Here is a 14,325-nt window from a genome sequence, read left to right as displayed (position 1 = left end):
CAGTATTTGGTTCAGATGTCCGCGTGGTGAGTGACCATCAGTACATCCAAGAGTAAGGGGCAGGATTAGGCTAAAAGTAAGTCCTAACTATGCAAACAGGGAGGCGTAGAGTGGAAATGTTATCCGGTGCCGAAATGATCGTGCGCTCCATGATCGATCAAGGCGTAAAACATATTTTTGGCTATCCAGGCGGGTCGGTACTGGATATTTACGACGCATTACACGAAAAAAGTGATATCGACCATGTGTTGGTGCGCCACGAACAAGCCGCGGTACACATGGCCGATGGTTACGCGCGTGCCACGGGGGAAGTGGGCGTGGTTCTGGTCACGTCAGGGCCAGGGGCAACCAATGCCATTACCGGCATTGCCACCGCGTATATGGACTCGATCCCCATGGTGGTGTTTTCTGGCCAAGTCATGAGCGGCCTGATTGGCAATGATGCCTTCCAAGAGTGCGATATGGTGGGGATCTCCCGCCCGGTGGTCAAACACAGCTTTTTAGTCCAGCGCGCCGAAGATATTCCCAATATTGTAAAAAAAGCTTTTTATCTTGCCGCAACGGGACGTCCCGGCCCTGTGGTGGTGGACATTCCAAAAGACATGCTGAATCCGGCGCAAAAGCACCCATATCAGTACCCTGATAGTGTGCGTATGCGCTCTTATAATCCGACCACGTCAGGGCACAAAGGCCAGATCAAACGTGGCTTAAAAGCGCTACTGGCAGCGAAAAAGCCGGTGCTATACGTCGGTGGTGGGGCCATCATGGCCGACTGCGGCGAGCAAATTCGCCAGTTGTCAGAAAGTCTAAACATCCCCGTCGTCAGCACCTTGATGGGCCTAGGCGCATTTCCCGGCACCCATGATCACGCGCTAGGGATGCTGGGCATGCATGGCACCTACGAAGCGAACATGGCGATGCACCAAGCCGATTTGATTTTTGGTATTGGTGTCCGGTTTGACGATCGTACCACCAACAATCTAGAAAAATACTGCCCCGATGCCACCATCATGCACATTGATGTGGATCCTTCCAGCATCTCTAAAACCGTGGCGGCGGATATTCCCATCGTTGGCTCGGCGGATGCGGTATTAAATAGCATGCTCAAATTGCTGGTGGAGCAAGGTGGCAATAACGACAGCGATGCGCTCAGCACCTGGTGGCACAATATTCAGATTTGGCGAGAGCGCCAGTGTTTGCAGTATGTCGCCGATCCTGAACGGATTAAACCGCAGCAAGTGATTGAAACCTTGTATCGTCTCACCCATGGCGAGGCGTATGTGACCTCAGACGTTGGCCAGCATCAAATGTTTGCCGCACTCTATTATCCGTTTGATAAACCACGTCGTTGGATTAACTCCGGCGGCTTGGGCACCATGGGCTTTGGGCTACCCGCCGCCATGGGGGTGAAGTTCGCACTGCCGGACGCGCAGGTGGTGTGTGTTACCGGTGATGGCAGTATTCAAATGAATATTCAGGAGCTGTCGACGGCACTGCAATATGATATCCCGGTGGTGATCGTTAACCTTAACAACCGTTTCCTCGGGATGGTCAAACAATGGCAGGACATGATTTATCAAGGCCGCCATTCGCACTCTTATATGGACTCGGTGCCGGACTTTGCTGCGATCACAGAGGCTTATGGTCATGTGGGGATGTGCATCAATCATCCTTCCGAGCTGGAAGCGGGCTTAGAAAAGGCGCTGGCGATGAAAGATCGCTTGGTGTTTGTCGATATCAATGTCGATGAAACCGAGCACGTGTATCCGATGCAGGTACGCGGTGGAGCGATGAATGAGATGTGGTTGAGCAAAACGGAGAGAACCTAATGCGCAGTATTGTATCGGTTTTAATGGAAAACGAACCAGGTGCCTTGTCGCGCGTGGTGGGCTTATTCTCTCAGCGTGGCTACAACATTGAATCACTCACGGTGTCACCGACCGATGACGCGACCTTATCGCGCTTGAACATCACCACCTCGGTGGTGAGCGACGCGGATCGCGAGCAAATCGAAAAGCATCTGCACAAGCTGATTGATGTGCTGAAAGTGAGCAATGTGACTGAAAGCGATCATATTGAGCGCGAGCTGGCGTTGGTGAAAGTGAAGGCCAGCGGCTTTGCTCGCGCGGAAGTAAAACGCACCGCCGACATTTTTCGCGGGCAGATAGTAGATGTCACGAACTCGCTCTACACCGTGCAGTTGACCGGTGACAGTGACAAACTGGATGCCTTTATTCGCGCGGTGGGTGAAATTACCGAGATCATTGAGGTGGCGCGCAGCGGTGTGGTTGGCATCGCACGCGGCGAGCGAGCGTTGCGCCAGTGATCATAGCACTTGGTCGTGGTAAGAAAAATGGCACGCCTTGGCGTGCCATTTTTGATCAACAACATGATGCACCACGAAAGCAAGGCAGCCATGATCGTGTTAGCTTGCTGCGAGTCATGCGAAAAGGTTCTTGATCATGCAGAGGGGGAAGATGGGCAGAGCGTCAAAGGCATCATGATCACTAAAGCGTTAAAGGCATCACCCAGTAACTTTGAGGAAGACGACAATGCGGACGGATTCATTTAACGAAGGCTACGCCCATGCAGCACAAAAACACCGCTACACCAACCCTTACCCTGCAAACACAGATAAGCATGAGGAGTTTGCCCGCGGCTACTTCCAATACATAAAGCTGTATGGCGATGCAGGGATCCCGAAACATAACCACAGTATGCGCCGCTTGGGTGGAAGACATCAAAGCATTGAAGACTACAAGTCTGGACCCACATCCTCACCAAGCAATCACTACGCAAAGAGGAGGGGATAACTAGCCTCATAAAATTTTTCCCATTTTTTTAAATTTATCCCCTAAATGCCCTTGCATTCTAAAAAGTGGGTTTAGCCTAGTGATGTTTAACGCATAAGGCGCGGCTTTAACGCCCTTCTCGCGAAGCTGGATGTTTGTATTTGATAGGTTAATCAAAAACATACAGTTGTAATCACTTAATATACAGCGTATAGGGGGTAAGGAGGCTAAATATCTGATATTAAAACGCAAACGGTAGTGTGGTTGGATTGTGCGTTATCGCAAGACACATGCAACACGGATACCTACAAAACCGCAATTGCAGCCTATCTCTATCGATTGATAGCAAAAGACAACGAGGACCAACGCACCACCTGGTGCGATGGCGATGGTTCGTAGCTTTCTGACTAAGCATTTTTGCGAAGTGTATCGGTATATTTATGGCGATCTAGACGATAGAATTGAGTAGCAACGAGGATCCGTAGCGTAAGTCTTCGGTACTACTCTCAATTTACGCACAAAGTACAAATATTTGATAAGACAGTTAATATACTTGAGAAGATTTCATACGATAAGGTACTATAATGTTAATGTTGCTCTATAATTTGAGGTTTGGATGGTGGAATACCGCCCTTTCTCCTGCGGCACCGAAAGCTAAAACAAGAGCAAATGAAGAAAACCTAGCCATAGTATGTGAGCATATAAAAAGATTACTTTTCACATACTCCATTGACTTTTTAGCCCTATGTGAAGTTTCAGACTATGACATGGCTAATATTGAGAAAAAATTCCCAGAAGAAAATATTAAGTGGCTATCTCTTGCTGATGCAGTGGGGAGAAGCCGGTTTGATATTGGGGTGGCCTATAACCATTCAAGGGTCAGTATTGAACATAAAGATAGATTAATTGAAAAACAGCAAGGGAATTACATAAAAGCTGCTCAGCATGTAAAGTTAACCAACCTAGATGACGGTGAAGAAGTAAACATTTTCCTGTGCCACTGGCCAAGTAGGCTACTTGATGAAAATAGAGAAAAGAGAAGAGAAGCAGCAAAAATTGTTTCTCACAGTGCAAAAAAACTCATGGAAAATGGTGAGCATGTCATTGTTATGGGGGATTTCAATAGTAATCCATATCATGATGAAATGAACGTCACATTAAAAGCCACAAGATGCCATGAGACTGTCAAAAAGTACCATGATGAATTGTTTTACAATCCTTTTTGGAGAAGTATGATACCAAAGAGAACGTATCACTATACAAATTCTGAGGAGCCGTTTAGATCCGGAACCATTAAAGGCAAACCCAACAATGATTCAATGTGGAATTCCTTCGACCAAATAATTGTATCTGGTAGCTTTCTCCAGAACAAAGACTGGCATCTTCATGAGAATCAAACTAGGCCAATAGAGTATCAAGAATTACTAAATCACTTTGACGATAAAAATTGTTTTATTGACCACCTCCCCGTAGTCTGTGAAATACAAAGGGCATGAAACTATGAGCGACTTTAAAGCACTCTTTGAAAAGGGCAAAGAATCTAGTAAAGAACTAGAAAAAAATGAACTAGAAATACAAAGTTACATTAGAAAGTTCATAAATGACGCTGGCGATTTTTTTGAGACAAACATTGATTATGAAGAAGAGAAAGAAGAAACCTTTGATGAAGAAAAAAACGCAACTTACTTATCGACACACGAGTATGCTTTAAAAGCATTAGCCTCACACCAGTCACTCATAAACCAATCATCAACACAACTGGCAAAACTGGCACAACAAAGGATGGCTAAAGACATAATGAAAGCAAAAAATACAGGTGAAAAAATTGACAGTTACTATGCTTTCATAGCAAAAAACAATAATAACAAAAGAAAAGTAAAGTTGTTTTCAATAAAACGATCAAAATCGTTTTTCCCTTTAATTGTAAAGGTTGGAAACTCAAAATACACGGTTAACTCGACTGAGGGGTTCTTTGAGGTACTTGAGGATATTGCATCAAGCCCCAAAACATATGAGAGTTTCCAAGAAATAATATAAAATCTCAAAACAACGACAACTGATTATGCAAGTCTTTGCGGCGCTCTGGCGTGAGTGATTTGATTAGCGCGCTGGCGAGTTCATCGGTGGTTTTCGCGCTTGGGGAAAGTGGGCTGTGGTAGTGGGAGAACGCCACGAACTGGTGGCCGCATTCAGCGTTCGTGCACTGGCAGTACAAATCAGCACAGTTTTGCGAGAGTCGATTGGTTTTGGTGATCCGCGCACGGGAGCCGCAGCCACAAAAAATGCGCTTCTGTTTCACAAAAGCGCCCTGCTCTAACTCTAATTTGCTATGCTGCAGCGTGTGTTTATAGCCTACCGCTTGCACAAAGCTGTGACTGCAATTCGGGTCGCTGCATACACAGTGCAAATCACTTTTATCAAATCTTTGTTCATGTTTTGGTGTGTGTTACCGCACCGAATTGGAAACAAACTCTTATAGTATCCTTCATCACTTAAATCTATACTTTTCTTTGAACACCCTTTTTGTTTTTTAGTTGGTAATGTGTATTGATAAAATGGCACGCCAAGGCGTGCCATTTTTGTGCCGATTAAGTGGGATTAATCAAATACACCAAGGCTTCATAGGGTGCCAGTTGCATTTCTGGCATCAAGGGCTTGGCTTCTGGGTAATTATGGCTCACCAAGTCTGCGTTCGGGGCAGGGGCGACAGGCAAGGCCGCTGTGACCGGTTCGCCATAAAAGTTACACACTACCACCAGTTGGCTGTCTCCATTGTCGCGACGATACGCGAGCAGCTGTGGGTGGTCAGGCAGCAAGTCCTGATAATCCCCTTCACGGATCACGGGTAAGGTTTTACGCAGGGAAATCAGCTGTTTGTAGTGATAGAACACCGAGTCTTTATCCGCCAGTGCGGTGTCGACATTGACGTTAACATAGTTGGGCGCTGGCTTTAGCCACGGTGTGCCTGTGGTAAAACCGGCGTTTGCTGAACTGTCCCACTGCATGGGGGTACGCGAGTTGTCGCGTGAGCGCGCAGCAAGAATGGCCAACACTTCTCCTTCAGGCATGCCTTGTTCGCAAAGCAGGCGGTGCATGTTACGGCTTTCGACGTCTTGATAGTCATCAATACGCTGGTAGCCCGGGTTGGTCATGCCAATTTCCTCACCTTGATACACGTAAGGCGTGCCTTGCTGCATATGAATCGCGGTGGCGAGCATTTTAGCGGACGCGACCCGATGGTGGCGATCATCACCAAAGCGGCTGACAACACGCGGTTGGTCGTGGTTACACCAAAACAGTGCGCCCCAACCTTGATTATGTAGGCCGTGCTGCCAAGTACGGAAAAGCTGTTTTAGGGCCAAGAAATCAAACGGCGCCAGTCGCCACTTCTCGCCGCCCGGATAGTCGACTTTTAAGTGGTGAAAGTTAAACACCATGGAGAGCTCTTTGCCATCTGGCGCGGAATACTGCTGACAGTGCTCCAAGGTGGTCGAAGACATCTCGCCCACAGTGACGCTGCCGTAACGCTGGAAAATGTCGCGGCTGATCTCTTGCAAGTATTCGTGAACGCGCGGACCGTCGGTATAAAAACGGCGACCATCGCCTTGATGATCATCAGGGAACGACTGATCTTTGGAGATCAAATTGATCACATCGAGGCGAAAGCCATCCACGCCTTTCTCAGCCCAAAAGGCCATTACGTCTTTGACGGCTGCCCGCACCTCAGGATTTTCCCAGTTAAGATCGGCCTGTTCGGTGGCAAATAGGTGGAGGTAATACTGGCCGGTCGGTTCATGCCATTGCCACGCGCTACCACCAAATTTTGATTGCCAGTTGTTAGGAACGCCGCCGTTAACCGGATCTTTCCAGATGTAGTAATCGCGATAGGGGCTGTCTTTGCTGGCAAGCGCTGATTGAAACCAAGGGTGCTCGGTTGAGGTGTGGTTAATCACAATATCCATGATGATGCGGATATCGCGCTTGTGCGCCTCGGCGAGCAAGGTGTCGAAGTCGTCCATGGTGCCTAGGCTAGGGTCAATCGCGTAATAGTCAGCAATGTCGTAGCCATTATCGACTTGTGGTGATACATAAATGGGGGTTAGCCATAACGCGTCGATGCCCAAGGCCGAAAAGTAGTCCAGCTTTTCGATAATGCCTGGCAGATCACCTGTCCCTGTTTGTGTGGTATCACGGAAGCTCTTTGGGTAAATCTGATAAATGGTGGCCGTTTTCCACCAGGGATGTGCGTGCATAATGTCTCTCTTAACGCTAAAAAAGCGGGGAGCGTACTCCCCGCGGACGGAATGGAATTAGACGACCGCTAATTTGCCTTTGCTGGCGTGGCGGCGATACATAAAGGCGGTGAGTGCGATTGGTACTAAGATGGCGATTAACATCGCGACCGCGTAAACACCCCAGAATTGTGGTTGGATAGATAAGATGCCCGGTAGGCCACCTACACCAATGCCGTTGGCCATCACACCGGAAAGGCCACACACAATGGCGGCCAGCGCCGAGCCAACCATCGCGCACAGCATTGGGAATTTGTAACGTAGGTTGATCCCGTACATGGCCGGCTCTGTTACGCCAAGGTAGGCGGAGATTGCAGCTGGCACAGAGATTTCACGTTCGTTTTCTTTCTTGCTGACCCAAATAATGCCAACCACCGCCGAGGCTTGTGCAATGTTAGACAGGGCAATCAGTGGCCAAATAGGCGTGCCACCCATTTCCTGCATCAGCTGCAAGTCCACCGCGTTGGTGGTATGGTGCACACCGGTAATCACCAAAGGTGCATAGAGGAAGCCAAACAGCGCTGCGCCAATAAAGGCGAAATCACCGGTCATCGCCGTGCGAGCCAAGAAGGCAACGCCGTTGCCGATTTCACGCCCAAAGGGACCGATAAGAGTGTGCGCCAAGACGACTGAGGTAAGCAACGCGACAAACGGCACCACCACCAAGTAGAGGTAATCCGGAATAATGCGTTTTAACTGGGTTTCAATAAATGCCAACGCCATACCGGCGAACATCGCTGGGATCACCTGTGCTTGATAGCCGACTTTTTCAATTGAGAACCAGCCAAAGTCCCACACTTCAGGCATTTCTTTACCAATCAGGTAAGCGTTCATCAACTGTGGCGACACTAGGGTAATACCTAGCACGATACCCAAAATGGGTGTGCCGCCCATTTTTCTCACCGTCGCCCAACATACACCGACAGGCAGGAAGTGGAAGATGGCTTCGCCAAGCAGCCATAAAAAGCCGTGAGCGGTGGCCCAAAACTCACTGATTTCGGTCAGGGTTTTGCCATCGAACATGCGGATATCGCCGATCACATTACGGAAGCCGAGGATCAGACCACCGGTGATAATCGCGGGTAAAAGGGGAACAAAAATTTCCGCGAGGTGTGAGATGGCACGCTCAGTCAGGCTCATATTTTGGCGCGCAGCTTGTTTGGCCTCGTCTTTTGACTGGCCTTCCACCCCGGTTTGTTCCTCTAGTAGTGCATACACTTGGTCGACATTGGTGCCGATCACCACCTGAAATTGACCGGCGCTGGTAAAGCAACCCTTGACCATGGGGAGCGCTTCAATCGCGGCCACATCCGCTTTTTCTGGATCATTTAGTACGAAACGTAAACGCGTGAGGCAGTGGCTAACGGTTGCGATGTTATCTTTGCCGCCAATATGAGTGACCAATTGGTCAATGGCTTTTTTATCTATCTGGCTCATAAGCAATCCTGTATTGCTGTAGGGTATTCATTGGTAACGTTCCCACTTATTATGGATCCTACTATCGAATTTATCAGTGGAATCGTTCCCATTGTTTGAAAACCATCACATAGAAATTTGTAACTGCCTGATTATTGGTATGAGTTGCTGCTTAGGGAGTAACTAGGTGGCAAGGTTGTGTCCAGTGGCTTACCTCAGGGGCGTCGTCATTCAGCTGTTTGAGCAACAAGTCAGCGGCATTTTGTCCTGCTTGGTGGTAGCCTAGCTCTACACTCACGGCGCGCGGGAACATAAAACGGAGCATGTCATGGTTGCCAATGCCGCCAATGGCAATGTCTTCACGGTGTAGCGTTTGTAGTCGCTTGGCAACACCCAACGCCAGGGTGTCTGATGCACAAACAATGGCATCAGTATGTGGCTGAATAAGCGCATCCGTGGCGTCATAGGCGGCATGTAAGCTCATCTCACAGCGATGTAACTGTGGCGAGAGTTGGTGGGTTTGGCAAAAACGCTGATAGGCACCAGAGCGGGCGAGGCCTGTGGTTTCATCGCGTTCATCAATCCCCAAAAATGCAATATGACGGCACCCTTGATGATAAAAGTGATCCATCACTTGTGTGACCGCGCCTTGGTTGTCATAGCTGACGCTAATGTATTGATCACTGTCAACGGCAAGCACGACACAGTTAGGGGCGAAGGGTGCGAGTGCGCTAAGATCACAGCCAGAAAAACCAAAAAAGATAATCCCATCCACATTGCGGCGTTTCAGCACATCCAGGTGCGCTTGTGCTTTTTGTTGTGAGAACTGGCTTTCCATAATGGCGGCGTCATAGCCTCTGGCATACAAGGTATTGAGCAGACCCGTCAACGCAGTGTTTTCAGAGTTGGAACTGAGCTTGGCCACGATCACGCCCACTACACCACTGCGCTGGGCGCGCATTGCACGTGCGGATTTGGAGGGCATAAAGCCATGTTGATCGATCACGGCTTGTACTTTCTCGCGCGTACTATCTTTGACCCGTGGATCATCGTTTAACACACGAGATACGGTCGATTTTCCCACCCCGGCTAAGCGGGCGATATCCAAAATGGTCAATGCTTTTGTCATCTTGCTCTCTGCAGTCACACTAAATCAGCAGCTTAGTCGCCGCCTGTTGGGGGGTGATAATAACAGGCGTGATTGGCGCTTGCGATTTATTGATTAATTTGTAAACTATTGCCTGATTTTTGAACAGACTTCCCGCTTTAGACTGAAATGATGATGAGTCACCCTTTACTACAAACAATCAATAAGTGCCTAGTACGCGTTACCACCCTGACCTTGGCGGTGATGGCCGTCAAGTTTAGTGCCATCTATTTGGTACCGTTAGCGGTATTGATAAAAACCCACTTCAAAGAAATTGTCCACTGGTAAGGGCGTTGAGCCTTTGCGAGATCAAGGTATTGATCTCCTGCCAATAGTGTTGATAAGCGCGGCTGTGAGCTTGCGGTCGCGCAGAGACAAGCCCGCGCAATACTGGCATTAAGCGCTGCCAACTGGCTGCAAACTCAAAGCCGACATCCGGATGCGTAAGATAGCGTAGATGCTGAGCGACAAGCGGTTGTACGGCTTCCTGCAAATAAGGATTGACCCCAGCAAAGAGTGTGTGATGAAGCTGTTTATGCCAATGTGCCATCGCAGCGACGTCACGGTAGTCTTTGGTAGGTAGGTGCTGGATGCTGTGCAGCAGGCCAAGTATTGTGAGCGAGGTGTGTTCATCCATCCTCGGGGGCAGCCTATCCAGCAATGCGCCAATCACGCCTTGTATGCCGGCTGTGACCGATGCCCAATCAGTTTGACTCAATGGGATTAACTGGTACCCGAGGTGGGGTTGGTAGCTGATGCGTCTTTCCATGGCGAGTAAATGTAAGCCATCACGCGCTGTTGCTGTGGTTAAATCAAGTTGCGTGCATAAGTTGGCGACGGTGAGTGAATAATTGCCGTGCGCATTGGTTGTCAGTGTGAGCTGCCGGGTGAGTATTGCGCCCCAAATCTGCGCCATGGCTTCTTGTGCTTTGGTTGGTCTCATTGCGCTTCCTGCCGTGCTTTCTTTTATCATGCCACTGAACGGGTGATAAAAAAACGCCCCGAACGAGTCGGGGCGTAGGCGTTACTATGGGTGCTTAAATTACAGCACGTGCACGGAGGCGGTGTTGGTGGTGCCAGAAGGCACGAGCGCACCTGAAACCATGACCACAATATCGCCCTTGTTTGCCAAGCCTGATTCTAGCGCGATAGTTTTACCGCGACGGTAGAACTCATCGGTGCTGTCGATGCTTTCGATCATCACAGGGGTTACACCTTTAGTCAGACACAGGTGAGCGGCAGTTTTCGGATTAGTGGTTACGGCAACAATGTTCGCGGTTGGGAAGTACTTACGCACTGAGCGTGCTGATTTACCCGCTTCTGTGGCTACCACAATCAAAGGCGCGCTGAGCTTTTGAGAGGTATCGACCGCGCCTTTACACACTGCTTCGGTGATACGTAGGCGATCGCTATCGAGACGAGAGCCTAGAGCTGGAGACATTTGACGGTCTGTGCGCTCACAGATTTGTGCCATGATGCTCACTGCTTCTAATGGGTATTTCCCTTTCGCCGATTCACCAGACAACATCACCGCATCGGTGCCGTCCATGATGGCGTTGGCCACGTCACCGGCTTCTGCGCGAGTTGGACGTGGGTTTTTGATCATCGAATCCAGCATTTGTGTTGCTGTGATAACCATTTTGCGTGCACGGTTACATTTCTCGATCATCATCTTCTGCGCGAAGATCACTTCTTCAACTGGGATTTCTACCCCTAGGTCACCACGGGCAACCATGATGCCGTCAGAGGCCTCCAAGATAGCGTCAAAGTTATCGACACCTTCTTGGTTCTCAATTTTAGAGATGATCTTGATGTCGCTACCGCCGTTTTGCGCCAATAGCTCGCGGATTTCTTCCACGTCTTCTTTTTTACGAATAAACGAGGCGGCAACAAAGTCAACGCCTTGCTCGCAACCAAATTTCAGATCTGATTTATCTTTTTCAGCCAGCGCCGGCAGGCTTACTGAAACGCCTGGCAGGTTAACGCCTTTGTTTTCACCAAGCTCACCGTTGTTCAGTACTTTACATACGACGTCAGTTTCAGTCGTTTCTAGTACTTCCATCTCAAGCAGACCATCATCAACCAGTACCGTATCACCGGCTTTCAAGTCTTGCGGCAGACCGGCGTAGGTGACGGCAACGCGCTCTTTATTGCCCACGACAGACGTATCTGTGGTGAAGGTAAAGGTTTGACCTGCTTCCAGTAGTACGTCGTCGCCACCTTCTAGTTTTACCGTACGGATCTCAGGACCCTTAGTATCAAGCAAGATAGCGGCTTGTTTGCCGGTTTGCTTCATCACATTACGCAAGTTGGCAATACGTGTGCCGTGCTCTTGGTAATCACCGTGTGAGAAGTTAAGACGCATGACATTCATGCCAGCTTCAACAAGCTGAGTAAGCATCTCTTCAGATTCGGTTTTTGGGCCAATCGTACATACGATTTTGGTCTTTTTCATCGACACATTTCTCCGGTCAAAAATTGAAACATAAGCCTGATGCTTTCTCACAACACACCGAAAAGTGTAATTTTACCACGCACTTTTACTACTTAAGTGGCTGGGAAAGCGAATTTTTTGCATTTTGCAATGACGTTACCGCAGCTAGGGTGGCTGTGGTGACGTCACTGTTTATCGATCGTGAGTATAGATTGTCTGCAGTGATCTGTGTTGATCACGGGCAATAAAGGCTTCATTGACAACAAAACACTCAATAGTGCGCGTGTCTCATGCATTCTCCCTTCTTTTGGGGGGCGTAAATTTACCACAGCTGATGATTTAAATCATTACAACCAAGTGACAGCACAGGTATGAAGCAAGATATTTTTATCATGATTACGCTTTCTGTTGATGATCAGGCTTTACCATACGACGTATTCCTTTTTGCTGCTTTTATCGGCCATCAGTGGCTATTTGCGCACTTTATGATGTGATCTGTCTTCCAATTTGAACTGGATCATGCTTTTTTATTAAGTCTTTTGCGTTCCCTTAGAATTTATCTACCATCAAGACTCTTTGAATGGACTGTCTAACAATGTTTGCGCGCACTTTTCGACTTTTGGCAGGGATGCTGCTCCTGGCCTGCACGTATATGAGTACGTTTGCATGGGCTGACGACGCCTATCTGTCAGAAGAAAAAGACATTTTAGTCGCCACCCATTCTTCTGTCTGGAAGCCTTACAGCTACTTGTCTGATAATGGCCAACCCAAAGGCTTGTTGGTCGACTTCTGGCAAGCCTACGCTCAATATAATCATGAGCCCGTACAATTTGTGTTACTCGACTGGGCCGACACGCTCGCTTATATGAAAGAAGGCGGTAACCGTGTGCATGCCGGACTGTTAAAATCCGCCGAGCGCGAGACCTATCTCGATTTTGTTGCGCCTATTTTTAATATTGATGGTTCGTTATATATCCGCAATGACGCGCGCGGAACGAAAACAGACACGCTTGTTGGCGGTAAGACAGTTGGTGTCGTCGCAGGCAGTTATGAGTCAAACTACCTATCTAAGCATTACCCGGACGTAGCACAACAGACTTACGCCAATAATGAGCGGTTATTTGATGCCGCTTTCAGTGGTGAGGTGGATGCACTGGTGGCGGATAGTCAGGTCGCCAACTTTTATATGCTCACGTTTGATAAGCCATTGACGTTTGTGGCAGAGCAAATCCTCTACACACGCCCGATTTATGCGGCGGTGCCTAAAGGCAACCAAGCCTTGCTCGACCAGGTTCGTGACGGCATGAATAACATACCGGCGGAAGAGCTGTTACGCATCAAGCAAAAGTGGGTCAATACCGAGCGCGTCGAGGCTTATCCAGCTTGGCTTATTCCTAGCATTGTACTGGTGATGCTGTTAGGCGCGGTGACCTATATCTTTATTCTGAAACGCATGGTGTATAAACGCACGGTCTCATTACGCCGAGCGAATGCACGCTTGCGAGAGTTTGCTAATACCGATCCTTTGACGCAGTTATTAAATCGCCGTGGGCTCGAAACCTACTTTACCCGCTTAAAACCCAAGCTGAGCCGCCAGCAGGAAGTAGGATTAATTTTGATTGACCTTGACCATTTCAAGCAGGTCAACGATACCTATGGACATATGCAAGGCGATAAGGTGCTGGTACATCTGGCGAGCTATTTAAAGCGATGTGTTAAAAAAGGGGCCGCGGCGCGTTTAGGCGGAGAAGAGTTTTGCATCTTATGCCCAACCCAAGATTTAGATGCCTTAATTGAAATTGCCAACCACATTCGCTGCGATATTGCGGAGACGGTGTTTGAATTTGGCGGCGCCGATATTCGTGTCACCGTGAGTATCGGCGCGATTGTTTCTAGCGATGTGGTGGAGGAGATGAAGCAGCTAGAGCTAGATGCGTTGATCCATGCCGCTGATCTTCTCATGTATCGCGCGAAAGACCGTGGACGTAACCAAGTGATGCTCGCTTCTTCGCAATCCGTCAATACCCCCATCGCCGAAATATAATACCGTTTGCTGTCGGGTAAAGCGGGGCAGTATTGTGCTCTAATGAGAGTTGCCCTGCGTATTCTTTAGCCGCAATGATTGATGATGGCACGCCATCCGCCCAGAGGTGTGCTGCAGTGATTCACCTTTCTTTCCTATAATGCACCATCTTCTCTTTTCTGCTTTTTTCGTTTTCTTTCCTTGCAGCTGTGCCTTCATTA

Annotated in this window: 14 protein-coding genes; 8 read left to right on the top strand and 6 right to left on the bottom strand. The window is 48.6% G+C overall.

Annotation, left to right across the window (positions count from 1 at the left end; genetic code table 11):
- The first annotated feature begins 110 nt into the window (after window positions 1-110).
- The 6 genes from BZG74_RS08570 to BZG74_RS08550 all read left to right on the top strand — a co-directional run bounded on the left by BZG74_RS08570 (window position 111) and on the right by BZG74_RS08550 (window position 4,829).
- A complete protein-coding gene (locus BZG74_RS08570; protein ID WP_077772213.1) occupies window positions 111-1,829 on the top strand; it encodes an acetolactate synthase 3 large subunit in 1,719 nt (572 codons plus the stop codon).
- Window positions 1,829-2,326, top strand: a complete 498-nt coding sequence (gene ilvN, locus BZG74_RS08565) for an acetolactate synthase small subunit (protein WP_021023377.1) — start codon at window positions 1,829-1,831, stop codon at window positions 2,324-2,326. Before BZG74_RS08570 ends, ilvN begins: the two co-directional genes overlap by 1 nt.
- Before the next feature lie 27 nt (window positions 2,327-2,353).
- On the top strand, window positions 2,354-2,572 hold the full coding sequence (locus BZG74_RS08560; RefSeq protein ID WP_077772212.1) for a hypothetical protein: 219 nt from the start codon (window positions 2,354-2,356) through the stop codon (window positions 2,570-2,572).
- The gene (locus BZG74_RS15580) at window positions 2,553-2,813 is read left to right on the top strand and encodes a hypothetical protein (RefSeq protein ID WP_131825628.1); all 261 of its coding nucleotides are present in this window, start codon (window positions 2,553-2,555) and stop codon (window positions 2,811-2,813) included. Before BZG74_RS08560 ends, BZG74_RS15580 begins: the two co-directional genes overlap by 20 nt.
- Before the next feature lie 563 nt (window positions 2,814-3,376).
- A complete protein-coding gene (locus BZG74_RS08555; RefSeq protein ID WP_077772211.1) occupies window positions 3,377-4,288 on the top strand; it encodes an endonuclease/exonuclease/phosphatase family protein in 912 nt (303 codons plus the stop codon).
- Window positions 4,289-4,292: 4 nt separating this feature from the next.
- Window positions 4,293-4,829 carry a hypothetical protein gene (locus BZG74_RS08550; RefSeq protein ID WP_077772210.1) on the top strand — a complete coding sequence of 179 codons (537 nt, stop codon included), beginning with the start codon at window positions 4,293-4,295 and terminating at the stop codon, window positions 4,827-4,829.
- 4 nt (window positions 4,830-4,833) lie between these two features.
- On the opposite strand, the gene BZG74_RS08545 is transcribed toward BZG74_RS08550, so the two are convergent.
- The 4 genes from BZG74_RS08545 to treR all read right to left on the bottom strand — a co-directional run bounded on the left by BZG74_RS08545 (window position 4,834) and on the right by treR (window position 9,629).
- On the bottom strand, window positions 4,834-5,091 hold the full coding sequence (locus BZG74_RS08545) for an ogr/Delta-like zinc finger family protein (protein WP_235605732.1): 258 nt from the start codon (window positions 5,089-5,091) through the stop codon (window positions 4,834-4,836).
- Between the two features lie 289 nt (window positions 5,092-5,380).
- Complete coding sequence (gene treC / locus BZG74_RS08540) at window positions 5,381-7,045, bottom strand: alpha,alpha-phosphotrehalase (protein WP_077772209.1); 1,665 nt, start codon at window positions 7,043-7,045, stop codon at window positions 5,381-5,383.
- 57 nt (window positions 7,046-7,102) lie between these two features.
- Entirely contained in the window at window positions 7,103-8,521 is a 1,419-nt protein-coding gene (treB, locus tag BZG74_RS08535) for a PTS trehalose transporter subunit IIBC (RefSeq protein ID WP_077772208.1), read from the bottom strand.
- 151 nt (window positions 8,522-8,672) lie between these two features.
- Window positions 8,673-9,629 carry a trehalose operon repressor TreR gene (gene treR, locus BZG74_RS08530; protein ID WP_077772207.1) on the bottom strand — a complete coding sequence of 319 codons (957 nt, stop codon included), beginning with the start codon at window positions 9,627-9,629 and terminating at the stop codon, window positions 8,673-8,675.
- A 153-nt stretch (window positions 9,630-9,782) separates the two neighbouring features.
- On the opposite strand from treR, the gene BZG74_RS15700 reads away from it, so the two are divergent.
- Complete coding sequence (locus BZG74_RS15700; protein WP_167369486.1) at window positions 9,783-9,935, top strand: hypothetical protein; 153 nt, start codon at window positions 9,783-9,785, stop codon at window positions 9,933-9,935.
- Here the strand turns inward: BZG74_RS15700 and BZG74_RS08525 are convergent.
- Together BZG74_RS08525 and pykF are read right to left on the bottom strand one after the other, a co-directional pair.
- On the bottom strand, window positions 9,913-10,590 hold the full coding sequence (locus BZG74_RS08525; protein ID WP_077772206.1) for a hypothetical protein: 678 nt from the start codon (window positions 10,588-10,590) through the stop codon (window positions 9,913-9,915). The two genes, BZG74_RS15700 and BZG74_RS08525, sit on opposite strands and share 23 nt — an antisense overlap.
- A 99-nt stretch (window positions 10,591-10,689) precedes the next feature.
- Complete coding sequence (pykF, locus tag BZG74_RS08520) at window positions 10,690-12,102, bottom strand: pyruvate kinase PykF (RefSeq protein ID WP_077772205.1); 1,413 nt, start codon at window positions 12,100-12,102, stop codon at window positions 10,690-10,692.
- Between the two features lie 631 nt (window positions 12,103-12,733).
- Between pykF and BZG74_RS08515 the strand changes: the two genes are divergently transcribed.
- Window positions 12,734-14,125 (top strand): transporter substrate-binding domain-containing diguanylate cyclase, encoded by a 1,392-nt coding sequence (locus BZG74_RS08515; protein ID WP_162274010.1) that lies wholly within the window; start codon window positions 12,734-12,736, stop codon window positions 14,123-14,125.
- Window positions 14,126-14,325 lie beyond the last annotated feature (200 nt).

Origin of the sequence: Salinivibrio sharmensis (assembly GCF_001995985.1) — a bacterium.
GTDB lineage: Bacteria > Pseudomonadota > Gammaproteobacteria > Enterobacterales > Vibrionaceae > Salinivibrio > Salinivibrio sharmensis.
This window is presented reverse-complemented; position numbering and strand designations above follow the sequence as displayed.